Annotated in this window: 23 protein-coding genes and 1 pseudogene; 6 read left to right on the top strand and 18 right to left on the bottom strand. The window is 64.3% G+C overall.

Features of this window, described 5'->3' with window-relative positions:
• Positions 1-53 precede the first annotated feature (53 nt).
• The 13 genes from ACX40Y_RS09930 to ACX40Y_RS09870 form a co-directional block, all read right to left on the bottom strand.
• Entirely contained in the window at positions 54-479 is a 426-nt protein-coding gene (locus ACX40Y_RS09930) for an Hpt domain-containing protein (protein WP_459119392.1), read from the bottom strand.
• A 76-nt stretch (positions 480-555) separates the two neighbouring features.
• The gene (gene der, locus ACX40Y_RS09925) at positions 556-1926 is read right to left on the bottom strand and encodes a ribosome biogenesis GTPase Der (protein WP_459119391.1); all 1371 of its coding nucleotides are present in this window, start codon (positions 1924-1926) and stop codon (positions 556-558) included.
• A gap of 132 nt (positions 1927-2058) precedes the next feature.
• Positions 2059-3384, bottom strand: a complete 1326-nt coding sequence (locus ACX40Y_RS09920) for an outer membrane protein assembly factor BamB family protein (protein ID WP_459119390.1) — start codon at positions 3382-3384, stop codon at positions 2059-2061.
• A complete protein-coding gene (locus tag ACX40Y_RS09915) occupies positions 3381-4091 on the bottom strand; it encodes a tetratricopeptide repeat protein (protein WP_459119389.1) in 711 nt (236 codons plus the stop codon). The genes ACX40Y_RS09920 and ACX40Y_RS09915 overlap by 4 nt, the downstream gene beginning before the upstream one ends.
• A gap of 74 nt (positions 4092-4165) precedes the next feature.
• Positions 4166-5023: a 3-methyl-2-oxobutanoate hydroxymethyltransferase gene (panB, locus tag ACX40Y_RS09910; protein WP_459119388.1), complete on the bottom strand. Its 858-nt coding sequence runs from the start codon at positions 5021-5023 to the stop codon at positions 4166-4168.
• Positions 5024-5153: 130 nt separating this feature from the next.
• Entirely contained in the window at positions 5154-6281 is a 1128-nt protein-coding gene (locus tag ACX40Y_RS09905) for a glycoside hydrolase family 43 protein (protein ID WP_459119387.1), read from the bottom strand.
• Positions 6282-6466: 185 nt separating this feature from the next.
• Positions 6467-6907 carry a hypothetical protein gene (locus ACX40Y_RS09900; RefSeq protein WP_459119386.1) on the bottom strand — a complete coding sequence of 147 codons (441 nt, stop codon included), beginning with the start codon at positions 6905-6907 and terminating at the stop codon, positions 6467-6469.
• A gap of 82 nt (positions 6908-6989) precedes the next feature.
• Positions 6990-7337 (bottom strand): ArsC family reductase, encoded by a 348-nt coding sequence (locus ACX40Y_RS09895; RefSeq protein ID WP_459119385.1) that lies wholly within the window; start codon positions 7335-7337, stop codon positions 6990-6992.
• Positions 7338-7344: 7 nt separating this feature from the next.
• Positions 7345-7776, bottom strand: a complete 432-nt coding sequence (locus tag ACX40Y_RS09890) for a GNAT family acetyltransferase (RefSeq protein WP_459119384.1) — start codon at positions 7774-7776, stop codon at positions 7345-7347.
• Positions 7777-7930: 154 nt separating this feature from the next.
• Positions 7931-9475, bottom strand: a complete 1545-nt coding sequence (locus tag ACX40Y_RS09885; protein ID WP_459119383.1) for an alpha-N-arabinofuranosidase — start codon at positions 9473-9475, stop codon at positions 7931-7933.
• Positions 9476-9680: 205 nt separating this feature from the next.
• A complete protein-coding gene (gene crtY, locus ACX40Y_RS09880) occupies positions 9681-10847 on the bottom strand; it encodes a lycopene beta-cyclase CrtY (protein ID WP_459119382.1) in 1167 nt (388 codons plus the stop codon).
• 65 nt (positions 10848-10912) lie between these two features.
• Positions 10913-11362: a DoxX family protein gene (locus tag ACX40Y_RS09875; protein ID WP_459119381.1), complete on the bottom strand. Its 450-nt coding sequence runs from the start codon at positions 11360-11362 to the stop codon at positions 10913-10915.
• A gap of 61 nt (positions 11363-11423) precedes the next feature.
• Positions 11424-11681: a BufA1 family periplasmic bufferin-type metallophore gene (locus tag ACX40Y_RS09870; RefSeq protein WP_459119380.1), complete on the bottom strand. Its 258-nt coding sequence runs from the start codon at positions 11679-11681 to the stop codon at positions 11424-11426.
• A gap of 217 nt (positions 11682-11898) precedes the next feature.
• Between ACX40Y_RS09870 and ACX40Y_RS09865 the strand changes: the two genes are divergently transcribed.
• The 5 genes from ACX40Y_RS09865 to ACX40Y_RS09845 all read left to right on the top strand — a co-directional run bounded on the left by ACX40Y_RS09865 (position 11899) and on the right by ACX40Y_RS09845 (position 15044).
• Positions 11899-12432 carry a sigma-70 family RNA polymerase sigma factor gene (locus ACX40Y_RS09865; RefSeq protein ID WP_459119379.1) on the top strand — a complete coding sequence of 178 codons (534 nt, stop codon included), beginning with the start codon at positions 11899-11901 and terminating at the stop codon, positions 12430-12432.
• Positions 12432-13097, top strand: coding sequence for a DUF1109 domain-containing protein (locus ACX40Y_RS09860; protein WP_459119378.1), 666 nt, complete (start codon positions 12432-12434; stop codon positions 13095-13097). Before ACX40Y_RS09865 ends, ACX40Y_RS09860 begins: the two co-directional genes overlap by 1 nt.
• Before the next feature lie 71 nt (positions 13098-13168).
• On the top strand, positions 13169-13429 hold the full coding sequence (bufA2, locus tag ACX40Y_RS09855) for a BufA2 family periplasmic bufferin-type metallophore (RefSeq protein ID WP_459119377.1): 261 nt from the start codon (positions 13169-13171) through the stop codon (positions 13427-13429).
• Positions 13430-13485: 56 nt separating this feature from the next.
• Positions 13486-14307 carry an MNIO family bufferin maturase gene (bufB, locus tag ACX40Y_RS09850; RefSeq protein WP_459119376.1) on the top strand — a complete coding sequence of 274 codons (822 nt, stop codon included), beginning with the start codon at positions 13486-13488 and terminating at the stop codon, positions 14305-14307.
• The gene (locus ACX40Y_RS09845) at positions 14304-15044 is read left to right on the top strand and encodes an HvfC/BufC family peptide modification chaperone (RefSeq protein WP_459119375.1); all 741 of its coding nucleotides are present in this window, start codon (positions 14304-14306) and stop codon (positions 15042-15044) included. Before bufB ends, ACX40Y_RS09845 begins: the two co-directional genes overlap by 4 nt.
• Before the next feature lie 6 nt (positions 15045-15050).
• On the opposite strand, the gene asd is transcribed toward ACX40Y_RS09845, so the two are convergent.
• Both asd and ACX40Y_RS09835 read right to left on the bottom strand, forming a co-directional pair.
• Positions 15051-15902 (bottom strand): archaetidylserine decarboxylase, encoded by an 852-nt coding sequence (asd, locus tag ACX40Y_RS09840; RefSeq protein WP_459119374.1) that lies wholly within the window; start codon positions 15900-15902, stop codon positions 15051-15053.
• A 709-nt stretch (positions 15903-16611) separates the two neighbouring features.
• Positions 16612-17730 (bottom strand): collagen-binding domain-containing protein, encoded by a 1119-nt coding sequence (locus tag ACX40Y_RS09835; RefSeq protein WP_459119373.1) that lies wholly within the window; start codon positions 17728-17730, stop codon positions 16612-16614.
• Between the two features lie 518 nt (positions 17731-18248).
• On the opposite strand from ACX40Y_RS09835, the pseudogene ACX40Y_RS09830 reads away from it, so the two are divergent.
• Positions 18249-18590 (top strand): annotated as a pseudogene (locus tag ACX40Y_RS09830) (integrase core domain-containing protein); the annotation flags it as partial.
• 496 nt (positions 18591-19086) lie between these two features.
• Here ACX40Y_RS09830 and ACX40Y_RS09825 read toward each other — a convergent pair.
• The 3 genes from ACX40Y_RS09825 to ACX40Y_RS09815 all read right to left on the bottom strand — a co-directional run bounded on the left by ACX40Y_RS09825 (position 19087) and on the right by ACX40Y_RS09815 (position 23986).
• Positions 19087-20100: an inorganic phosphate transporter gene (locus ACX40Y_RS09825; protein WP_459119372.1), complete on the bottom strand. Its 1014-nt coding sequence runs from the start codon at positions 20098-20100 to the stop codon at positions 19087-19089.
• A 6-nt stretch (positions 20101-20106) separates the two neighbouring features.
• Positions 20107-21225 carry a DUF47 family protein gene (locus ACX40Y_RS09820; protein WP_459119554.1) on the bottom strand — a complete coding sequence of 373 codons (1119 nt, stop codon included), beginning with the start codon at positions 21223-21225 and terminating at the stop codon, positions 20107-20109.
• Positions 21226-21784: 559 nt separating this feature from the next.
• Positions 21785-23986 carry a penicillin acylase family protein gene (locus ACX40Y_RS09815; RefSeq protein ID WP_459119371.1) on the bottom strand — a complete coding sequence of 734 codons (2202 nt, stop codon included), beginning with the start codon at positions 23984-23986 and terminating at the stop codon, positions 21785-21787.
• Between the last annotated feature and the right edge of the window lie 2 nt (positions 23987-23988).

The following is a 23988-nucleotide window of genomic DNA, read 5'->3' as shown; positions in this document are numbered from 1 at the left end:
GGGGCCAGACCCCGGCCATAAGAGCAACCGCGAACTGCGCGTCCGGGCGTCGATCAGTCGGCGATCGCGCGCTTGCCGAAGGCGGCGGGGCGCCGCACGGCCAGTGGATTGCTCTCACGCTCCAGCATCGCCAGCGTCGTCTCGAACATCGGCCGCAGACGGACGACATGCTCCAGCGCGTCGCTCGGCGTGTCGTGCCGCTCGACGCACGCGCGCGCGGTCATCTCGATCAGTTCGGCCAGATCGGCGAGCGGATCGGCGCCAAACTGGCGCGCCTCGCCTTTCAGCGTATGCGCCGGGATCACCATGGACGCCGCATTGTTCGCGCGCATCGCTTCCTCGATCCGCGCCACAGACTTCACTCCGTCCTCGCGGAAATAGCCGAGGATGCGGATGAAATTGACGCCCAGTTCGCTGCGGGTCTGCGCAAACGCGGTCCAGTCGACCAGTTGTTCGTTGCCGATCGTTGCTGCGTTCATGGTCTTCAACCTGCGCCGGTGGAGGCACCGGGTCTAGCGCAGCGACGGTAAACAGCTTCTTGCCAACGCGGCGATGTCAGCTCGGATCGCGATCGAACGGGTTCTTCGGCGCGCGCAGGTTCAGCCGCACCGGTACCGCACCGAAATCGAACTCGCGGCGCAGGCCGTTGACCAGATAGCGCTGATAGCTGGTCGGCAACAGATCGACGCGCGTGCCGAACAGCACGAAGCTGGGCGGGCGTGTCTTGTTCTGCGTGATGTAGCGCGGCTTGATGCGCTTGCCGCCGGGTGCCGGCGGCGGGTTGGCCTCGATCGCGCGCTCGAACCAGCGGTTGAGCTGCCCGGTCGAGACGCGCCGCGACCAAGATTCGCGCGTTTCGAACGCGACGCGCATCATCGTATCCAGCCCCTTGCCGGTCATCGCCGAGACGGTGAGCAACGGCACACCCTTCACCTGCGCCAGCCCCTCGTCCAACGCGCCCTTGACGCCGTTGAACAAGCTCGAGGCATTCTCGGCGACGTCCCATTTATTGAGGACGATGATGAGCGCGCGTCCCTCCTGAAGCACGCGATCGGCGATCTTCAGATCCTGGACCTCCAGCCCGCGCGTCGCGTCGAGCAGCAGGACGACCACCTCGGCGAAATCGATCGAGCGGAGCGTATCGGCGACCGACAGCTTCTCCAGCTTTTCCTCGACACGAGCGCGCTTTCGCAGGCCGGCCGTGTCGATCAGCTTGACCGGACGCGCCTGGCCCTCATTGTCGGTCCAGTGCCATTCGATGGCGATCGAATCGCGCGTGATGCCGGCTTCGGGGCCGGTGATCATGCGGTCCTCGCCGAGCAGCCGGTTGACCAGCGTCGACTTGCCCGCATTGGGCCGCCCGACGATCGCCAGCTTCAGGATTGCATTGGGCGACTCTGGATCCTCGTCCTCCAGCTCTTCCTCGTCGCGTTCGATATAAGGACGCAACGCCTCGAACAGGTCGACCACCCCCTCGCCATGCTCGGCCGAAAAAGGGATCGGGTTGCCCAGCCCCAGCGCCATCGCCTCCAGCACGCCCGCTTCGCCGGCGCGCCCCTCGGCCTTGTTGGCCATCAGCACGACCGGCCGATCGGTGCTGCGCAGCCAGCGGGCGATTTCCTCGTCGAGGGGCGTGACGCCGGCGCGCGCATCGACCAGGAACAGCGCGACATCGGAATCGGCCACCGCCGCCTCGGTCTGCGCGCGCATCCGGCCGGGCAGCGTCGCGGCGTCTTCGTCCTCATAGCCGGCGGTATCGATGACGCGGAACTCCATGCCGAGCAGCTTCGCATCGCCCTCACGGCGATCGCGCGTCACGCCGGGCTGATCGTCGACCAGCGCAAGCCGCTTTCCGACGAGCCGGTTGAAGAGCGTCGATTTGCCCACATTCGGGCGTCCGATGATGGCGACGGTTGGCAAAGGCATGATCGATCTCTTAGTCGCGCGGGCCGCTCACGCAAAGCGTCGCGGCACCGCCGGGAAATACAACAAGGGCCGGAGCACGCGCCCCGGCCCTTGTATTGGCGGAAAGCGGGTGCGCACCGCACCCGATCCGTATCAGCGATAGGCGGTCAGGCGCCCCTTGCTGTCGAGCAGATACAGCGTGTTGTTCGCCACCACCGGCTGAAGCGTGACCGGCGCGTTGGTTTCCATCGTCGAGATCACGCTGCCGTCCTTCGGCGACACCGAGGCGAGTTCACCGCGGCTGTTCACCAGCAGCAGTCGTCCGCCCGCCACCACCGGCCCACGCCAACTGATCGGGTTCTTCGGCTTCTTCGGGTTCTTGTAGTGCTTCAGCTGGACGATCCAACGCGCCTTGCCGCTGCTGCGCGAAAGGCACATCAACCGCGCGTCGTCGGTGACGACGAACAGCCATTCGCCAACCGCCCAAGGCGAGGAAATGCCCGCGATCGACTGTTCCCACAGGGTGCTGCCACTGGTGATGTCGATCGCGACCATGCGGCCGCCCTCGCCAAGCGCATAGACGCGGCCCTGATCGATCACCGGCTCGGCGTCGATGTCGGACAGCGACGATACCGAGGTCGACATCGTGTTGCGCGTCAGCACGTCCGCCCACAGCGACAGGCCGTTCTCATAGCGATAAGCGTTGAGTTCGCCCGACGAGAAGCCAGCGATCACCGTGCCCTGCGCAGAGGCCGGTGCGGCGACGCCGAACACGCCCTGCGATTCGATGCTGCCGGTGGCGGTCCACACCACCTCGCCCTTGTCCTCGGACAGGGCGAACAGCTGGTTGTCCTGCGTCACGACATAGACGTTGCCGTTCGCGATCGTCGGCGCACCGCGCAGCGGGCCACCCGGGCGCTTGCGCCACAATTCCTTGCCGTCGCTTACGTTCAGCGCCACCACGTCGCCCAGACCATTGGTGGCGAACACCCGGTCGCCGCTGACGCTGACGCCGCCGCCGAACAGCGCGTCGCGATTGCGCTTGCCCTCATGCGTCGCCGTCGTCCACATGGTCGCGCCGGTATCGGCGGCAAGCGCGTGCACCCGCCCCTCGGTATCGACGACGAACAGATGGTTGCCCTGAACCACCGGCGACGCGGCAAGCCGCTCGCGCTTCGACGGCTTGGCCACCTGCTTCGACCAGGCCTGCGACAGCGACTGGCCCAGCGCGAGATGGCCCATCGCCTTGGACGCGCTGCCGCCAGGCTGCGTCCAGGCGTCGTTGACCACCGGCTCCGGCAGCAGCACCTCGACATCGGCCAGCGTCTTGTCAGCGCTGATGTCGTTTTCGGTGACGAGGATCGGCACGCGTTCGCCGAGCACCGGCGTCTTGCGCGCGCCGCCGCCCTTGAACACGCCACAGCCGCTTACCAGCGCCAGTGCCGCCACTGCGGTAACAACACGAACCTTGTTGTTCATTTAGCCGTCTTTTCCTGGGTCTTGTCGGTCGTCGGGGCAACCGACAGCGTCTTGGCGAGCTCGCTCGCGCGCTGGCGGATCGAATCGGGCACGCGGTCCCCCGCGTCGCCCAGCGAGGCGTAAAGCTTGGCCGCTTCGGCGCGCTTGCCAGACTTGAGATAGGCGGCCGCAACCATCTCGCCGGCGGTGCCGAACCACGGCGAATCCGGGTTGGCGAGCGTGCCGAGACGCTGGATCACCGCGTCGGGCTTCAACGTATCGAATTCGGCTTCGGTCTGGCGGACCAGCGCGAGATCGCGGAACGCCTGATCGACGCGGGAATCGCCGGCGACCTGCGAGAATTTGGTCGCCGCACCAGCCTTGTCGCCACGCGCGAGCAGCAGGTTGCCTAGCGTGATGCGCGCCATCGCGGCATAGCCGTCGTCACCGGTCTGCGCGATCTTGTCGAGCGCCGGCTCGGCCTGTGCGGCCTGGTTCTGCGCGACCAGCCGCAGCGCCGCATCATAGTCCTCGCCGCGCGCCGCCGCCGCCGTTTCGCGACGATGATCGATGTACAGCCAGGCGGCCAGGGCGATCAGCGCCACCACCACGACACCCGCGACCCACACGCCATAGCGACGCCCCGCCGCCATCAGCTGGTCGCGGCGATATTCCTCGTCAACCTCGCGAAGAAAGGCCTGATCGGTGGTTCCGGGGGGAAGCGCCAAAATCTACTCCATGGGTCTGGTTCGGGCGCGGACCTTAGCGGCGCGCCCCCGCAAGGGAAAGCGGCGTTAGCCGGTCAGTCGCGCGGCGGATAGACCTGTTCCGATCCGGGAAAGGCCCTGGACCTTACCTCGGCCGCATAGGTTTCAACCGCGGCGGAAATACGGCCGGCAATATCCTCATAACGTTTGACGAAGCGCGGCGTCCGCTCGAACAGGCCGAGCATGTCCTCCGCGACCAGCACCTGGCCGTCGCACGCCGCCGAGGCGCCGATGCCGATCGTCGGGCACGCGATCGAGCGGGTGATCTCCGCCGCGATCGGCTCGACCACGCCTTCGACGACGATCGCCAGTGCGCCGGCAGCGTCGATGGCCGCCGCGTCGTCGATCAGCTTCGCCCGCTCGGCATCACTGCGGCCGCGCGCCCCATAGCCGCCAAGCACATTGATCGCCTGGGGAGTCAGGCCGACATGGCCCACGACCGGAATGCCACGCTCGCTCAGAAACCGGACCGTCGGCGCCATCGCCGCCCCGCCCTCCAGCTTGACGCCGGCCGCGCCGGTTTCCTTGAGCAGCCGGGCGGCGCTGGCGAATGCCTGTTCGGGCGAACCTTCATAGCTGCCGAACGGCATGTCGATGATGACCATCGCGTGATAGCTGCCGCGCACCACCGCCGCGCCGTGCGCCGCCATCATCTCCAGCGACACCGGCACCGTCGACGGCAGGCCATAGATCACCTGCCCCAGGCTGTCGCCGACGAGCAGCATGTCGCAATGTGGGTCCATCAGCTGCGCCATGCGGACGGTGTACGCGGTGAGCATCACCAGCGGCTCGCCGCCCTTGCGCGCGCGGATCGCGGGCGCGGTCACGCGCTTCATCGGTGCCGGCGTGGGATTGGCGCGGCTGGTGGCGGTATCGAGTGTGAGATGCGACATGGGTTGCGCTCTAGCGCGTCCGTCGCGAAGCCGCCACCATTTCAGCGGCCGGTGCGCGCGGCCGCTCCGTCACCGTGACAGCGGCGGAGCCCCGCGCGGACGTGGGCGACCCGAAAGTCGCCGCAGCGCCTCAGTCCTTGAACGGCCTCAGCGTTTCGATCGTACCGTCCGGGCGGAAGGTGAGTTCGGTGATCTTGGCCGAGCGCAGATGGTTCTTATTCGTCAGCTGCGTATCGTGATAGGCCAGATACCATTTGCCCTGGAATTCGAAGACCGAACCGTGGCTGGTCCACCCCTGCACCGGCTCCAGAATGCGCCCGGTATATTTGAACGGACCATAGGGATTGTCGCCGATCGCATAGGCGAGGAAGTGCGTGTCCCCGGTCGAGTACATGTAGTAATATTTGCCGCCGCGCTTGAACATCCACGCCGCCTCGAAGAAGCGGCGGTCATGGTCGCCGCCGAGCACGGGCTTGCCCTTTTCGTCGAGGATCACCGCGTCGCGCAGCGGCTCGGCGAGGCTCTTCATGTCGGGGGCGAGGCGCGCGACCTTGCCGGACAGGGCGGGTTTGTCGTCCTGCTTGAGATCGGTGTCGCCGGCATTGGGATCATATTTGCCCGTCGCCCAGCGCTGGAGCTGACCGCCCCAGATGCCGCCGAGATAGAGATAACTCTGGCCGTCATCGTCGGTGAAGACGGCGGGGTCCATCGAATAGGTGCCCTGGATCGGCTGCGGCTCGGCCTTGAACGGGCCGACCGGCGAATCCGACGTGGCGACGCCGATGCGGAACACGCCCTGCTTATCCTTGGCGGGGAAATAGAGGTAATAGGTGCCGTTCTTGAACGCCGCGTCGGGCGCCCAGGCCTTTTCGGAGGCCCAGGGAACCTGCTTCAGGTCGAGCGCCACCGGATGCACCGTCACGGGGCCGCCGGGGCGGTCCATGCTCAGCACCTGATAGTCGTGCATCGCGTACTGGCTGCCGAGATCGTCATCGGGGATGCCCATATCGACGTCATGGCTGGGATAGACATAGATCTTGCCGTTGAAGACGTGCGCGGAGGGATCGGCGAAATAGAGATCGTTGACCAGCGGCTGGGCGAGATAGCGCTTGCCGTCCGGGCTGCGCGCCTCGTCCGATGCATTGGCCGGGGCGGCGGCGTTGGCCGAAGCCTCGTTCTGCGCCGAATTGCCGCCCGAGCAGCCGGCGAGGAGCGCGATGGCGGCCGCAGCCGTCGAAAGTTTCAGCGAATGACGCAACAGTCTATCCTCTCGTCATGGTCCCGTGCAGCTTTTGCTGCCTTTCGGTAGCGCTACCATCCGTCCGCGGCGCCGGGCAAGCGGTTTGGCAGTGGCGGGTAGGAATCGAGGCACGCGCGAGCCTGCGGCGGCGGGATTCCGTAGGTTCTTCGCACCGCTGCGTTCGTCGCTCGGCGTGGAGAGCCCTAGAGAATCCAGCCGCGCCGGGTGGCGAGGCCAGCGAGCCAGATCTGCAAGATCGCGATACCAAGGATGATCAGCGGAAATGGCAGCGTCTGCACCACGCCCTTGCTGGCGACGATCCCCGTAAAGATGAAGACATAGCCGAATTGAACCACCACAGCGGCGAATGAAATGATGTATAGGATGTTCGCCGATCGCGACCTGCGAAGCATCGCGATGGATCCGAGAAGCGACGCCCCCACTGCGATCGCATAATCATAGACGAACCACAGCGGCAGATCGCGATAATAGTCGCGATCCCAGTCGCTGATCCCGCTCGACGCCGCAGGATCGAATGTCGCATGAAAATAAAGCGCAACGCAGCCGAGCACGGCCCAGAGGAACAGCATCATCGCCGCGGTGCCAAACCAACGCGCCGGCTTCTGTCGAATATAAGACGCCATGCGACCCCCTTTCCCGGGTGTTTCGATGATAACATATTATAATTTCGGCAACCTGACCAGTTACCTACGTAAACACCGCAGTTCAGAGCAATGCGTGGGCGTATCGGTCCGGTGCGAAACCCACGATCAGACCGGAGGGATATTGCAGCACCGGGCGCTTGATCATCGACGGCTGCGCGATCATCAGACGGCTTGCCTTGTCGGCGTCGATCGCTGCCTTTTCGCTTTCGGGCAGCTTGCGAAAGGTGGTGCCCGCGCGGTTCAGCAGGACTTCCCAGCCGACCGCATCGACCCACTGCGCCAGTCGAGCCGGATCGATCCCTTCGCGTTTATAGTCGTGAAACACATAGGGGATGGCGTGCTCGTCGAGCCATGCCCGCGCCTTTTTCATCGTGTCGCAATTCGGAATGCCGTGCAGCGTTATGGTCATGCCGTCCTTACTTAAGGAAACGGCCGAGCGTCACAACCGGTTGGGGGGTTAGACCCAGCGCACGATAGAAACCGGTCGCCGCATCGTTGCCGTCGCGGACCATCAATTGGAGCTTCGGGCAACCACGATCGCGCAACCAGCGCTCGGCTGCCGCCATCAGCGCGAGCCCGAGTCCCTGCCGGCGCGCGGCGTCGGCAACCGCCAGATAATAGACCCAACCCCGATGCCCGTCGTCCCCGATCATCACGCTGCCGTCGATCGAGCCACCGGCACGTTCGATCACGAGGATCAACGCCGCGTCGGCCGATACCGCCCGGTCGAAATCGGCGCGGGGATCGTTCCACGGGCGGGTCAACCCGCACGCTTCCCAAAGTGCGATGACCGCTGCGCGGTCCGCCGCCACAGCCGGACGGATCGGCGGTGTATCGTCTTGGTTCATGCCTGCTCCCGGCGCCGTATCGGCGCCGGTAATGGCGCAGGCGCGCACCGGCTGTCGAGCGCCGATGGCAGAAGGGCCGGCGATGCGCGGTGGGGTGCGGGTTCTGCCCCGCCCCGCGCACCGCCAGCCCTTCGGCGACACGGCGTCTCGCTGCTTACTTCACGTCGAGCATGACGATCGACTTGGCCGGCATCGCCACGGTCAGGACACCGTTCGCCAGCGTCGCGCCCGTGAACGGTGCAGGCTTCACGGCATCCGGCGCGTCGAAAGTGTTGTGCGCGTCGATCGCCGCCGCGGTCAGCACCCGGCCGGAAACGGCGGTACCGCTCACGCCTTCCAGCTTGACGGTGAGCGTCGTCGCGCGGTTCGGATCGACATTGGTGATGCCGATATGCACCACACCGTCGCTCCCGCGCACCGCGCTCGCGCTCACGGCCTTCATCGTCCATTCGTTCTTGTTGTACCAATGCGACTGGACGTCGATCGGCAGCACGGTCGCGTCCTGATAGTCCTTGTACATGTCGAACACCCAGTAAGTGGGCGTCTTCACCATGCGGGCGCCGTCGGTGAGCAGCATCGCCTGGAGCACGTTGACCATCTGCGCGATGTTCGCGCCGCGCACACGATCGGCGTGGCGGGAGAAGATGTCGAGATTCAGGCTGGCGACCATCGCGTCGCGCAGGCTGTTCTGCTGATAGAGGAAGCCCGGATTGGTGCCCGGTTCGACATCGTACCAGGTGCCCCATTCGTCGATCAGCAGCGCCACCCGCTTGGCCGGATCATATTTGTCCATCACCCGCGAATGGCCGATGATGAATTCCTCCATCTTCATCGTCTTGACGAGCGTCCGCGCCCACTGGTCCTCGTCAAAGCCGGTCGCGGCGCCCTTTTTCCCCCAGCTATAGGGGATGGTGTAGTAATGCGCGCCGATGCCGTCGATCAGGTCGCCGGCCTTGCGCATCATCACTTCGGTCCAGTTGTAATCGCCGCTGTTGGCGCCGCTGGCGATCTTCATCAGTTTCTGGCCGTTCGGCACCTTCAGGAAGGTGGCGTAGCGCCGGGTGACGTCGGCGGCATAGTCGGGCAGCATGTTGCCGCCGCAGCCCCAGAGTTCGTTGCCGAGACCGAACATCGGCAGCTTCCACGGTTCCTTGCGGCCATTGGCGCGGCGCTCCTGCGCAATCGTCGAGTTGGTGGGCGACGTCATATATTCGACCCATTCGGCCATGTCGCGCGGCGGGGCCGAACCGACATTGCCCGAGACATAGGCCTCGGCGCCGACCAGTTCGGCATAGTTCATGAACTCGTGCGTGCCGACGGCATTGTCCTCGGTCACGCCGCCCCAATGGGTGTTGACCTTCACCGGACGCTTGTCGCGCGGGCCGATGCCCTCGCGCCAGTGATATTCGTCGGCGAAGCAACCGCCCGGCCAGCGGATCACCGGCACGCGGATCGCCTTCAGCGCATCGATCACGTCGGTCCGATAGCCATTGACGTTCGGGATCTTGCTGCTCGGGCCGACCCAGATGCCCGAATAGACGCCGGCGCCGAGATGCTCGGCGAACTGCCCGAACAGGCGCTTGTCATAAACCGGCCCCGGACGATCGCCATGCACGGTGGCGGTGTCGCCCGCTTCCTGCGCGCGGGCGGGCGCCCCCAGCAGCAGGGCCGCGATGGCCAGTCCAACAACGCTCTTCATCCTGTCTCCCCTTTGTCGTCTTTTCGGTCGGCGCACCGGCGGCTCTCGAATCGAGTCCTGCGCGCCAGCGGTCCACATGACGTTTATCGATGCCATTTTGTAGGACAAGTCGTTTCGACACCCGCGCGGGCGCTGACGCCTTCGCATCAGCAATCATTCGAAACATTGGCGAGCGCCGACCATCTATAGTCGGACAAAATAACGCTCAGCGCCGTCCTGCGCCTGCCAGCCGCGTCGCGGTGATCGCCACCGCGCGGCCGATGGGGATCGGGGGCTTGCCGATCAGGATGCGTGCCTTGTCGAGTGCGGTCGATTGCCCGGCATAGAAGCGGTGCACCAGCCCGGGCGGCAGGCGATAGAAGCGCTCGATCACCCGGTAGCGCTCGTCCGGCTTCGCGCCCAAAAACATCAGTGCGTTGAGGTAGCGGTAAAAGCGCCGCGCTCGCCATACGGAGATGCTGTGGTGCCGCTGTGCCCGATAGATGCTGGCGCCGGACAGGTCATCGAGGCCGGCGATCAGATCGGCGGTGCGCACCGCATCCGGGAAGCTGTAGCCGGTCGCCGGCTGGAACAGGCCGGCGCGAAGCCCGACCAGCGCGACACCGGGGGGCGATGCGGACCAAAGATCGGCCGCGTCGCCGCCCAGCGCCATCGGCAGCACGCCCGCCTCGCTGCGCACCACCCGGGCGATGCGCCAGCCCTGGCCTTCGGCATAACGGAGTGCTCGTTCCCGCACGACGTCGTTCTCCAGCACGTGATCGTCGCTGAAATAGGTGTCCTCGATCAGCAGGCGGCGCGGCGCAAAGGGCAGCGTGTAGACGAAGCGATAGCCGTCCGCCTGCGTCACCGTCGCATCCATGACGATCGGTCCGGCAAGGCCGTGCTCCGCCTCCAGCTCGCATTCGAGGCCGACGAACTTCTGCCAGCGCAGATCGAGCGGGTGATCGCGGTCAAGTCCGCGCCCGTCGATCACCGCGCCGGCAGTCAGGACACGGCCGCCCGCCAGCGTCACCGATCCCGCATCCAGTTCAACAACGGGCGTGCCGCGCAGAATGCGCTCCCCGGGCAGCGCGGCGTGCACTGCCGCGGCGAGATCGGCACTGCTGACGGTGCGATAGCCGGCATCAAACCGCCGCTCGCCGCCCGGAAAGCGGACGCTGTATTCGTCCCAATGGTGGGCGACGAACGGATCGGTCCAGTCGCGCTGCGCGGACTCGACGTCGTGATCGAACGAGGACCAGATATGGTCGCGCCCGATCGCCGCCCCAGCCTCGACGATCGCCACCGAAAGTTCGGGCCGGCGCTGCGCCAGTCGAATCGCGAGCAGGCCGTTCGCCAGTCCGCCGCCGACCAGGATCAGATCATAGCGCATCGTTCGCCCCTCGCCGCCCTGCATAGGCGCGGATCGGCGCGCCGACAATGCGGCCGTTCGGGCGATTAGCGAGGCGGTTCGAGCGCAATCGCCCGGTCTAGCGACCAGGCGCCCGGCCCCCCGGCAATTAGCGGCAGCAAAAGCCCCGCCCAGCTGAGATGAGTTGGCCAGGCGTCGGGATAGACGAATAACTGGATAACAGCGGTCATCCCGAGCAACGCGAAGGCCGAAGGCCGTGTCAAGAGTCCAATCGCAAGCAGAATCGAGAACAGATGCTCTGAATAGGTCGCGATGTGCGCCGCGATGGCGGGTGGGAGCAGCGGCAACGCATATTCGGTGCGGAACAACTCATAGGTGGATTCGGTGATCGTCAGCCACCCTTCAACCTTGGTCCGCCCGGACAGAAAGAAGATGGCGGCAACGCCCAGACGCGCCACGAGCAGCGTCAGCGATGCCGGTAGCAGACGAGCGGCAATGCCACCGGCGCGGGTGTAGAGCGGGAAAAGGGCGTGCATCACGAACTCCGCAGCAAGTGAGGGGATGCCCGGCCGCGCGACCAGCCGACCAGGCAGAATGTCATGCCTTGGGAGTGAGCGAGCCGTTGCCCTTGGGGGTCTTGATCGACGTGCAAGTACCTGCCTTTACCAGCTTCCACGCGTTGCCCTGATAGTCCTTGGTGGAGGTGCCGGCGCAACTGGTACCTGCGCCCGCCTTGCAGTCATTCTTGCCGGCGAGTGCGACGCCATAGCATTTTTCCATCTGGGGCTGCTGAGGGGAATGAGCGGCGAGGCTAAGCGCAAGGGTGGCGGCAATCGCGGCAGACGTCTGGATCATGGAGTATCTCCTTCGTTGCCTCTCGCGCGGCGACAATCCAGGGGAGAACGCCGCCGCGCGGTGACCCTGAGGGAGGCGTTGTTGCCGGGTCACCTACCGCCATACGCCGCTGGACGTACCGCGGTTACAGCCTCGCCCGCAGCGGGGCGATAGCGCTCAGCAGCATTTGCTGTAACTTGTCGGCGCGCGCCTGCGTACACCCGGTCGGGGAGTGGGAATGCGGCACAGCGAAGCAGCGCTACGAGCATGGATGACGGCGGGAATGGATGGCGATGCCGCGGCGCACGCGGCGTTGCTCCGCGCGCTGGTGCCGTTGCTCCGTGGCTTTTTCCGTCGTCGGATGGGCGGTGATGAGGATATCGAGGACTTGGTGCAGGAAACGTTGATCGCCATTCACACCAAGCGCGGCACATATGATCGCGATCGCCCGTTCACGGCGTGGATGTACGCAATTGCGCGCTATCGGCTGATCGACCATCTCCGCCGCCGTCGCGTCGCTTTGCCGATCGAGGAGATCGAAGCCATTTTGATGATCGAAGGATTCGAAGATGCTCTGACGGCGCGACTGGACGTCGATCGGCTTCTAGCGGGCTTACCCGGCAAGCAGGCGCGGGCGATTCGCGACACGCATATCGACGGACTCAGCGTTGCCGAGGCGGCGGACGGGGCGCGGATCGGCCATTCAGACGTGAAGGTTTCGGTGCATCGCGGCCTCAAGGCGCTTGCGGCACGGCTGCGCGGGGAATCTTGATGATACCCCATCTGGAAACCGAACGCGGCACCGACCACCTGATCGATGCACTGGCAACCGACCTGCGGCCGGTGCCGGCGCTGTTCATCGGTCGTCGCATTGCGTTTGGCATCGCAAGTGGCGGTGTTGTGAGCCTAGGCCTTGTCTTCGCGTTGTTTGGCATGAGGCCCGATTTGCCGAGGGCGATGTCCGGCTTCGATTTTTGGATGAAATGGGGCTACACGGTCGCGTTGGGGCTCATCGCCGTTGTCGCCACAACGCGTCTGGCGCGTCCTGCCGGCGGGTCACTGCGAATGCTGTGGCCGCTTGCGCTGCCGGTGCTGCTGCTCGCCGCGATGGGCGTTATCGAATTGTCCCGTACGCCAACGCGCGATTGGCTTTCGATTTGGCTAGGCGGCAGCTGGGACGAATGCCCCTGGCGCGTGCTGTTGCTGGCGATCCCGATCTTCATCGGCCTGCTCTGGTCTTTCCGAAAGCTCGCCCCGACAGACCTTCGGGCCGCGGGTGCGGCAGCAGGGCTTGCTGCCGGCGCCTGGGCCGCGACAATTTATTGCCTGCACTGCGATGAGTTTGCCGCCGTGTTCGTGCTCACCTGGTACAGCCTGGGCATCTTGCTGACGGCGGCTTTGGGTGCACTGCTCGGCCCGCGCGTATTGCGGTGGTAACTGTAACCGGACGCGGATGGGGCCCGTAGAAGGAAAGCCGAACCGGCACCATCCTTTCAGGGAGCCTCGACATGATCACGATCCAGACCGGCGCCAGCATCGCCGCCACCGCCGCCCTTGTTGCGCTGTCCGGCGCCAGCGTTGCCGCCCCTGCCGCGGCCGGCGAGAAGGTCGTGCACTGCTACGGTATCAACAGCTGCAAGGGCACGTCTGACTGCAAGACCGCGAACAATGACTGCAAGGGCCAGAACAGCTGCAAGGGCCAGGGTTTCAAGGCGATTACCGCCAAGGCCTGCAAGGCGCAGGGCGGCAGCCTGACCGAGCCGAAATGATGTGACCGGCGGCGCGTCCGCTTGGTCGCGCCGCCGCGAATTCGAGGATGACAATAATGCCTCAACATCGCCGCTTCGGCCTTGGTTTACGCAAGCCTCATTATGCCGAGTTCCTCGAAACGCAGGTCCCGGTCGACTTCGTCGAGGTGATCTCTGAAAATTTCATGTTGCCCGGTGGCCGCCCCCGCGACGTTCTGCGCCGCGTTCGCGAGCGCTATCCTGTGGCGCTACATGGTGTGTCGATGTCGGTCGGCTCCGCCGACGGCATCGATCGAGACTATCTCGGCCGGCTCCGGGCGCTGGTGGACGCGGTGGAGCCGATGTTCGTGTCGGATCATCTCTGCTGGACGCGCTTCGGCGGCTTCCAGTCGCACGATCTGTTGCCCCTGCCCTATACCGAAGAGGCACTGCGGGTCGTGTGCGACAATGTCGATGCCGCGCAGAACGCGCTCGGCCGAACGATCCTGATCGAGAATCCGTCGAGCTATTTGGCTTTTGCCGGCGCTGAAATGTCTGAATGGGCGTTTCTCGACGCGCTGTGCGCCCGCACCGACTGCGAATTGCTTCTCGACGTCAACAACATGTTCGTGAGCGCGATGAACCACGGCTTCGACCCGCAAGACTATCTCGCTGGCCTCCCGACCGCTCGCGTGCGTCAGATACACCTCGCCGGACACAGCGAGGGCGAGACGATGTTGATCGATACGCACGACCGCGCAGTGCAGGATGCAGTCTGGGACCTCTATGCTGCCGCATCGCAACAGATCGGGGCTGTCGCGACCATGATCGAGCGGGACGACGCGATTCCGCCTCTTGCCGATCTGCTTACAGAGCTGGGGCGAGCACGATCGATCGCCGCACCGGGCATCGCTGCATGACACTTGGCGAATTGCAGGCAGACTTTGGCCGCTGGCTTCGCGAGGAATGCCCCCGCGCGGCAGCACGGCTGGCGCACGCCCCCGGCCTCGACGTTTACCTCAACAATTATCGCTGCCAGTTGATCGACGCGCTGGAAGCGGGATTTCCGAACCTGCGTCGCTGGATCGGCGAAGCGGCATTTCTGTCGGCCGCTGCTATACACATCGATACAACGCCGCCGCACGAATGGACACTGGATGCCTATGGCGCGTCCTTTTCCAATAGCGTTGTAGAGCGGTTCCCCGACAATCCTGCGTTTGCGGAGCTGGCGCAGATCGAACGGGCGCTGGCCGAAGCGTTCATCGTCGCGGATGTCGCGCCACTGACAGCCGCGGCCATCCGCGACGTCGATTGGGACGCAGCGGAATTCCGGTTCGCGCCCTCCGTGTCGCTCGTTCCGGTAAAGACAAATGCTGCTGCCATCTGGCGCGCCCTGGCAGACGATGCGATCGTCCCGGTCGTCGAGCATCTACCCTCCGGTGCCGCGGTACTGGTATGGCGAGACGGCTTAGATCCGGCCTTCCGCACCGTCGAAGCGCCCGAAGCCAACGCGTTACGCCGCCTGCAAGCCGGGGCGACGTTCGGTTCACTCTGTACCGACCTGGTGGCAGCGCACGGCGCAGACACCGGATCGATGACTGCCGGCGAATGGCTTGGCCGGTGGCTGAAAGACGGTTTGATCAGCGAAATTCGATAGCGGCGCTCAGGCTGGGCGGTCGCCCATTCGCTCGCCCAAGCGCACAGCGGCGCCCGGCGCCCAATGGTCGTAAAATGCGATCGCCCCCGGGCGGAACAGCATTACGATCGTTGAGCCGAGCAGAAAACGGCCCATCTCCGCCCCCTGCCCCAACACGATGTTCTGGTCCGCATAATGCCATTCGCCAGGCATGCCGGTGCGCTTCATGTTGACTACGCCGTGCCACACGGTGGCGATGCTGCCGACGATGGTGGCGCCCACCAGAACCATCGCGAACGGTCCGTGATCCGGACTCTCGAACAGGCAAACGACACGCTCATTGCGCGCAAACAGACCTGGCACACCGCGCGCTGTGACAGGATTGACGGAAAACAGGCTGCCAGGGATGTGGATCATCCGCATCAGCCGCCCGGTGCACGGCATGTGCAGCCGGTGATAGTCGCGCGGCGACAGATAGAGATTGGCGAAGCTGCCGTGCCGGAACTCGAGCGCGAGCGCGGGGTCACCGCCAAGCAGCGCCGTCGTGGTGAACCGATGCCCCTTGGCCTGCAGGATATGATGATCCTCGATCGCGCCGAATTGGCTGATCGCACCATCGACCGGGCAGACGAAATCCGCCCGGGCGAGTGGCCGGGCGCCATCGCGCAATGGCCGGGTGAAAAAATCGTTGAAGCTGGCATAGCTTGCGAGATCGGGATTCGCCGCCTCAGCCATATCAACCCCGTATCGGGCGACGAACCGGCGGATCAGCCAGCGGCTCACCGCTCCGCCCTGTGCCCGGGCGATATGACCGGCCAGAAGCGTCAGTTGCCGCTTCGGCAGGGCATGTTGCAATAGGACGGCAAGACGGTCGGACATCGCGTACTTCCAAGATTGAGGCGACGGCCATAGCAGCAAATCGTTCGCAGCAAATCACATCGGCGCACCTGTTTGCCGATGTGAGGTTCGATCACATCGCTGTCGGATTCTGCTCTCCAGGCTAACGGATGCGGGCCGCGAGACGGGATGCCTTCTGCCGGATCAGCACGGAGCAATGCTTGTCGCGTTCGTAGCAATGGAGCAGACAGGGCACGGTCGTTCAGGTAGGCACTGATGATGCCTTTCGTCTGCCTGATCGAGTTGGGCATCGCCGCGAAGTACGCAACCAGCGCAGCCCTATCCGCGCCGCTGCGCAACGCAGGCTCATTTGCGATGATGGGACAAGGGAACGCGCGGCGCTGCGGGCTGGCGCTGCATGTCCGCCCTGGTCGATCGCCTTGCGTTCGACTGCGACGGCGTTCGATCGCCATCCGCCTTCGCGAAAGAGCTCAGAGTCTCGCGAAATGGGTAAGCAAAAGTTCTGGAGACCCTTTGATCGGCCATCCACCCGGCTTCTCGCAAGAACCGCCGGGTCAACCTTTCGCCAATCGGTAACGACGGCACCGGCTGAAGCGAGATCGACCGTAGGCGGGCTTGATGGCGCCTTAACCTGATCCTGCTCTGAATGACAGCGGAGGCGCGTTAGAGCGCGCCTCGCCATCCTGCTATCGCAAGCAGGGGCAACAGCATAGCCGCTGTCCCGCTTGCCTCAGGCGGCCGCAAGCGCCCGGTCGCGACGGCGACGCGAGACGAAGCCCAGCGAGCCGAAGCCGATCATCAACATCGCCCATGTGGCCGGCTCGGGAACACCCGGCGGCGTCAGGAATTCGTCGGTGCCGGCATAGGTGCCGAGGTGGATTTCGCCGTTCAGCTGGAAATTGCGCGCGACGATGCTGCCTTCCAGCGCACTGCTGTTCGTCACCATCGCCGCGGCAGCCAGGATGGTGCCATGAAAGCCCTTCAGCGAGAGGCTCTGCGCATCGTTGAAGTTCCAGATCACCGACTGGTTGAGCGAGGACAGGTTGAAATTGCCTTGCTGGACCAGGTCGGTGCCCAGCACGTTGATGATGGTGGTGATGCCGGTCGGCATGTTGCCGAACAGCACGTCGAAATTCGCGTTCTGCCCTTCGAACGCGGCCTCGGTCATCGTGAACACGGCATAGCCGTTCGTGGCACCGGAATAATCCAGCGCTGTGCTGATCGTTCCGATGGTATCAAGCGAAGGCAGCGTCGTGAGAAAGTCCGACAAGCCGGTGAGATTTGCCTGCAATTCGCTCATCTGAAGCTGCAGACCTGCCGCAACATCATTGGCACCGCCCGCCGCGAGGCTGCTGTCCTTCACCGCACCGTTCAGGCCGCCAACGGCGTTGCCACCATAGCGGACGACATTGTTGTTGATGTTGAACGAGGTGGTAAGGTCACCGCCCGCGATCAGCGTGCCGATCGCGCCGCCGCTGGTGTTGAAATCGACATAGCCCACATTGCCGCCCACACGCGCGGTGGTACCGACAATGCCGTTCGATCCGTTCGGATAGCCCGCCTTGAGGCGAAAGGAACCGGTCGCATCGCCAACGACGCTTAGCACATCAAAGGCCGAGGCCGCCGAACCCTGGTTCGGATTGCCAATGCCGAAATTGGTGAAATTGGAGGCCACGAGAGAGCCGACGAACGTGCGCCCCTCAATCTCCTGGCCGCTGGTGGTCAGCGTGTCGAACACCACGAGGTTCAGTTCGCGCAGTGCCTGGAGCCCGGCAGCAGGATCAGGCGCGGCGATCGCGGGTGACGATGCGAGCGCGGTAGCAGCCGCAGCAAGGAACAAATGGCGCATGAGAACCCCCTCCGTAATCAATCAATCGCAAGCTTCATCACGAAGCATCAAAATTCGATTCGAAATCAGGTGTCGCCAATAGTGATTATGACCCCCTCGAAACAATCGCGTTTTACAGCGCCCGTTCTCAATTTGGGACAGACACGCCAAAGGCTTGATTTTCTCGCCAAAGGTTAATTCCGCCCACCGAACAAAGAAACTTGACCGTTGGGATGATCAGAAAGGTGGGCCCGAGCGCTGCGCCGTCAGAACAGGCGGCTTTTGCTTGAAGGCGGGGTGATCGAGCCAGGCGCCATCGAAGCATGTCACCCTGATAGCGAAGGACGATTTGCCGCGATCGCCGATTGGATTGTCTCTGTACCCGAACGGCCCCGACCGGAAAGAGCGGAAATGCTACGCCAATCCGGATCACGACAGCCTATTGAGCCGTTTCGCCGGATGTACGCCCGATCGCCGAAATTGGCGGCACTGTCAAAAGCGGACGGTCGCGATCAGGCCGTAGATGCTGGCGGAACGCCGCTGGCCTGCGGGTCGCCCGGGAACTGGACTGGGCGATTGCCGAACGGTCCCGCCCAGCGCTGATCGTCAGCGACAACGGCACTGAACTGACCAGCATGGCGATCCTGCGCTGGTCCAAGGAGCGCGAGGTCGAATGGCACTACATCGCACCGGGTAAGCCGCAGCAGAACGGGTTCATCGAGAGCTTCAATGCTCGCCTGCGGGACGAGTGCCTGAATGAGACGATCTTCACCAGCCTGACCCAGGCCCGTTCGGTGCTGGCCGCCTGGCGGCACGACTACAATCACTACCGGCTCCACTCGAGCCTGGGCAACCTGACCCCGGTCGAGATGGCGGCCAAATCCATCGGCGGCAAACCGGGTCGGGGGTTAACCCCCAACCCAGTGTCATCACGCCCAAGCATCGGCATCAATCGGACCGTCGGCTCTACTCATAGGTGGAGGAAGGTCGGGGCTCAGACCACCGTCCACAAGTTTCCGGTGAGCGGTTCGAAAAATGTCGCGCCCGGTCCGCTCGCGCAAATCGGCGAGGATCTGATCGTATGGCGACGCAACCGGTCTCGGCGGTTCACTCCAGACCGGCAAAGTGAATCTGCCCGCTTCAGCGCTCGCGCTGGCCATGTCGCGCAATGATGCCGCCACCCAATAGCGTCAAAGCACAGAGCAACGCCGCACCCCATCGGAATGCGCCACCCATAAGCAGGAACAGCAGCGGGAGAGAACCGGTGAGCGCCAGGATGCACCCAAATGCGCCTTCCCAATACCGCAAGACCAGGGCCCAGAAGAGCGCTCCGAGAAGCATTAGAGCGAGGGCGAAGATTAGTTCCAACTGCAGCCCTCAGAATAGCCGGGTCAGTGCGTAGAACAGCGCTCCCACTGCGGCCGAAGCGGGTAACGTGATGACCCACGCGACGACGACGTTGCTTGCCACACTCCAACGCACCGCGGATGCGCGCCTCGCGGTTCCCGCGCCGATCACCGCGCCGGTGATCGTATGCGTGGTGGATACCGGAACCCCTAGCCAGGACGCAGCGAACAGGATGATGGATCCACCCAGCGAGGCGCTGAAGCCCTGGTGCTGCGACAATTTCGTGATGCGCGAGCCCATCGTTTCGATGATCTTCCAGCCGCCCGTCATCGTGCCCAGCGCGATCGCGACATAGCAGCTGATGGCCACCCAGTGCGGAACCTCAAACTTCCCGTGCAAGTAACCGGTCGAATAGAGCAGCACGGTGATGATGCCCATTGTCTTCTGCGCATCGTTCAACCCATGACTCAGCGAATAGGCACCGGAAGAAATAAGGTGCAGCATCCGGAAGGACCGTTCCGCCCGGCTCGCGGTTGCCCGTCGGAGTAGCCAACTCGTTACCAGCATGATCAGCATCGCCACGATCATGCCGAGCGTCGGCGACAGCACGATCGCCAGCAGGGTCTTGGTTAGCCCGGTCCACTGAATGCCCTCTATACCGGCATGCGTCACCCCGGCACCGATCATCCCGCCGACCAACGCATGACTCGACGAAGAGGGAATGCCCTTCAGCCAAGTCACCACGTTCCAGAACATGGCGCCTACCAACGCGCCGAACACGACGCCGGGCGTGATCAGGTCCTTGTCGATCAGGCCCTGGCCGATCGTCTCCGCCACCTTGTGCAGGCTTGGCACCGCAATCGTCACGAAATAGGCGGCGAAGTTGAAGAAGGCCGCAAAGGCCACGGCATGGACGGGCTTCAGCAACCGCGTCGCGACAACGGTGGCGATCGCGTTGGCGGCATCGTGCAGGCCGTTCAGAAAATCGAACGCCAGTGCAACGAGGATCAACCCGATCAGCAGCGGCAGGGCTAGGTCGTACATAATGGATCAGGCGTGATCGATGACGATGCCGTCGATCTCGTTGGCGACGTCCTCGAATGCATCAACGATACGCTCGAGATGTTTGTACAACTCGCGCTGCACTGCGAACTGCAGCGCATCCTGCGGCCCGATTTCCTTGAAAGCACGTTTGAGGCCGGCGGCGTGGATATCGTCGGCATGGCTTTCCATCCGCACCAGCCGCTCGGTTAGCTCGTGCAGGCGGGTTCCGTTCTTGGCGATGTCGCGCAGCAGCGGCATCGCCTCCAGCGTGAGCCGGGCAGCATCGACGACGATGCCCGCCATGTCCTTCATCTCGCGCTCGAAATGCCGGATTTCGTAAAGATCGATCGCACGGACTGTCGCCTGCATCTCGTCGATAGCATCGTCCATCGATCCGATCAGCGCGGTGATTGCGCCCCTATCGAACGGCGTCAGGAATGTGACGCGCACCGTCTGGAGCACTTGGCGAATGATCTCGTCGGCGTCGTGCTCGCGCTCAATCACTTCTCGGATATGATCGGGCTCGCCATCCTGCAGTAACCGCGCCAGCGCATCGGCGCCGGCAACCACGGTCGCGGCATGCGCCTCGAACATTTCAAAGAAGTTGCCCGATTTCGGCAACAGGCGTTGGAACCACGAGAACATGTGATTGACCTTTGATTTCTGGACCACGGTACCGAGCCTCCCCGTGCGCCGGGTTGCCGCTCGGAACTCCTCGGGGCCGAAGGAGCGGATCAGGTCTCGCAGATCGGGCTCATCGACCGCGTCAGCCGCTTCCGCAAGACTGAACCATTGACGCTGGCGCTGAGGCTGTTCCTTCCACGTCTCGAGTTCGCGGGTGACGGCGAAAGGAAAAACCTCCACATCGACCATCAGCGAGGCGCCATTACCGCGCTTTTTACGATAGCGATAAGAGCCGAGAGGGAATGGGCAAATCATCCCTTGCAAGCCCGCTTCCTCCTCCGCCTCCAATACCGCAGCTGCATGGCTGCTAAGGCCGGAACTCGGATTGCCCTTCGGAATCACCCAGCGCCCGCTTCCGCGTGAGGTTACAAGCAGAACCTGTGTAGCTGCGTCGGCACCTGCGCCACGGGTACGATAGGGAAGGGCAGCAATCTGGCGAATGGGGTTCAGCTCCGGGACGATGGATCCCTGTTACAAGTTGGTGACGGGATGACAAGCGGACAGACAGCTCGAGCAAAGCTCGATGGAGACGGCTTTTGCTGGCTGCTCGACCGGCGCCGGCGGCGACACGACACTCTAACTGGTCGTCCCGCCAGCCCAAGTCACCCTATCGTGGAGATGCGCTTCGCCAAGATATCGAGCACGTCGATCGTCGCGCGCTCGCCGGACCAGACTAATCCAGATTCCCGCCGCGCTCGCTGGAGCATGCGGTTGACGTGGACCGACGTTAGGCCGAGAGCATCGGCCAAATTGCTCCTACGTAATCGGCACATCGAAGGATCCGCCGCTCGTCAGTCCCACCAAGCTCAAACGCTCGTGGAGTTCGAGCAAGAGGTGCGAGATGCGTTCTTGTGCGTTGATGCGGCCAAGCCGGGCGATGTGATCCAAACAGACCGATGCTGGCGGAACAAGCAATCAACGCCAGAAGCTGCCGCCGTACCGGGGGCCAATCCCCGACACACGGATATGCGGACCTGCTGCTGCCCTCACCCCGGCTGCGTCAACGCGCCGGCTCGTGCGGATCGCCGGGCCGGTAGCGGCGCTCGACATGTCCGGCCAGCTCGTCCGGATAGAAATACACCTTTCGCAGTGCACCCGTCGCGTAGCGGTCGATCTGGTCGGCAAAGTGCGGCGAGGTTGGATCGCCGCTCTGCCCGCCTGCCATCACTGCCGCCGCCTCGACCCTCCGGCCGAACGACACCACCGCGACGAAGCTGTTTCCGCTGGTGCCGTAGTAGCGCTTTGTACCCGGCCATGCCTTGGCACCGAACGATGCGAGGCTGCCCCATTGCGCGGAGGTGAACGGCACCGGCGAGGATGGCCGTGCATCGTCGAAATGCGGCTGCAGCGCGTCGTCGAGACGTTGAAAGCGGTTGATCTTTCCCCAAGGCGTACGCCACGATCCAAAGTCGCGCGTCAGCCGATCGACCGCGGCGGACAGCGCTGCGAGGCGGGTCGGCGCGTCGACCTTGGCGGCGATGTAATCGGGCACGTTTATTCGCTCTGCCTGTGCGAAGCTGCCGACGTCGCGCCAAAGCTGGTCGCCCCAGAACACCGCGAGGCTGGTCGCGACCGATTCCGCGCTCCAGCGATAGTCCCACGCCGCCAGCGCCGCGATCGGCGCGGCCAGTGCTGCACGCCGCGGATCGGCCACCGGCAGCGCCTGCCATGCCGTCACAAGATCGGGCACCAATCGGGCGAAGGCGGGCAGATAGGGATCGAACGCCGTCGCGCGCAGCGCCTCGGCGGTCCAGCCGTTTTTGCCGGCGAGCAAGAGTTCGGCATGCACGCTGCGAGCATTACTGCCCACCTGGTCCATATAGCGCGGATAGTCCTTTGCCCTCGGGCTGTCGGACGCCGCCGCCTGCCAGGGCGAGTCGTTGGTATTGTACGCCCAGCCCGTTCTCGGGTTCAGCACGCTGGGCAGGCTCGACAGGCTATGCAGGCCCTTCCAGTCGGTTGCCGGGTCGCTGCCGTCGACAGGCCTGGTGTAGTCGAAGCGATCGTCGCGCACGGGCATGAACTGCGGCATCAGGAACGCGATCTCGCCCTTGGCATCGGCGAACAGGGTGTCGTTGGAGGAATTGGCCTTGCGCTCGGCTACCTTGAGATAGCTCGCAAGGTCGGTTGCCTTGGTCCGCAGGAAGCTCTGCTCGAGCGCAGGGACCGGGCGCCACATCAGCGCCACCGCGATCCAGCGCCCGTCTTTTGCTGCCACGATCGGCCCGTGATGCGTCCGCCAGGTGGTGAAGCGCCGCTCTCCCATTGACCCGTCGGGCTTGCGATAGCGCAGTGTCACCACTCGCGCCTGCACCGCCCGCGTCTCTTTGCCGTAGCGATAGGCCCAGGTCTCGCCGTTGCGCACGACCCGCTCGGCAAATTCATCGACATTGTCGACCGTCGCAGAGGTGTGCATCCACCCCGCCTGTTCGTTGAAGCCCTGATAGACGAAGAACTGCCCCCAGGTGCTCGCCCCATATGCGTTCAGCCCGGTGTCACTGGTCACCTGTGCTTCGGAGCGGAAGTAGAAGCTGGTATGCGGGTTGATCAGCAGCAGCGCGCGCTTGTCCGCCGTCAGCTTGGGCGCGATCGCGATGCCGTTCGAGCCCGAGGGTTCGCGCGGGACGATACCCCGCTCCTCGGGCGTGGGCGGCGTGGGGCTGCCATAGAAGGTCTTGAGCCCGCTCAGTGAAATCCGCTCGATGTCGCCGCCGATGCTGCCTTCGGTGAAGCTCAACGCCATCCAGGGCTCGAACCGCGTCAGCACCTTCGCCTTCACCTGCGGGTGGGTCGCAAGATAATAGTTCAGGCCATCAGCCCAGGCCTGCATCAGCGCGCGCAGCCAGGCGGGGCTGCGCGCATAGTCCTGCCGCAGCGCCACAGGATCGACGAACAGCCGCTGCCGCAGATCGGCCCACAAGGCCCCTTCGCCGTCAGCCTCGGCAGTGCGACCGAGTGCGGTCAGATAGTTTGCCTCGATCCGCGGAAAATCATCTTCAGCCTGCGCATAGATCATGCCGAAAACCGCGTCGGCGTCGCTTCGCCCCCGGATATGCGGAATGCCCCAGTCGTCGCGGGTGATCGTCACCCGACCGGCCTGGGTCTGCCAGCGCGCCCGCTCGGGATCGGGCGCAGCGGCGATAGCGCCGAGCAAACCCAATATAAGCAACGGATTGCGCGTGCGCCGGATCAGCGTATCCATGA

The organism is Sphingomonas sp. RS6, assembly GCF_054489705.1.
The sequence above is the reverse complement of the archived record's forward strand: the minus strand, read 5'-3'. Positions and strand labels throughout refer to the sequence as shown.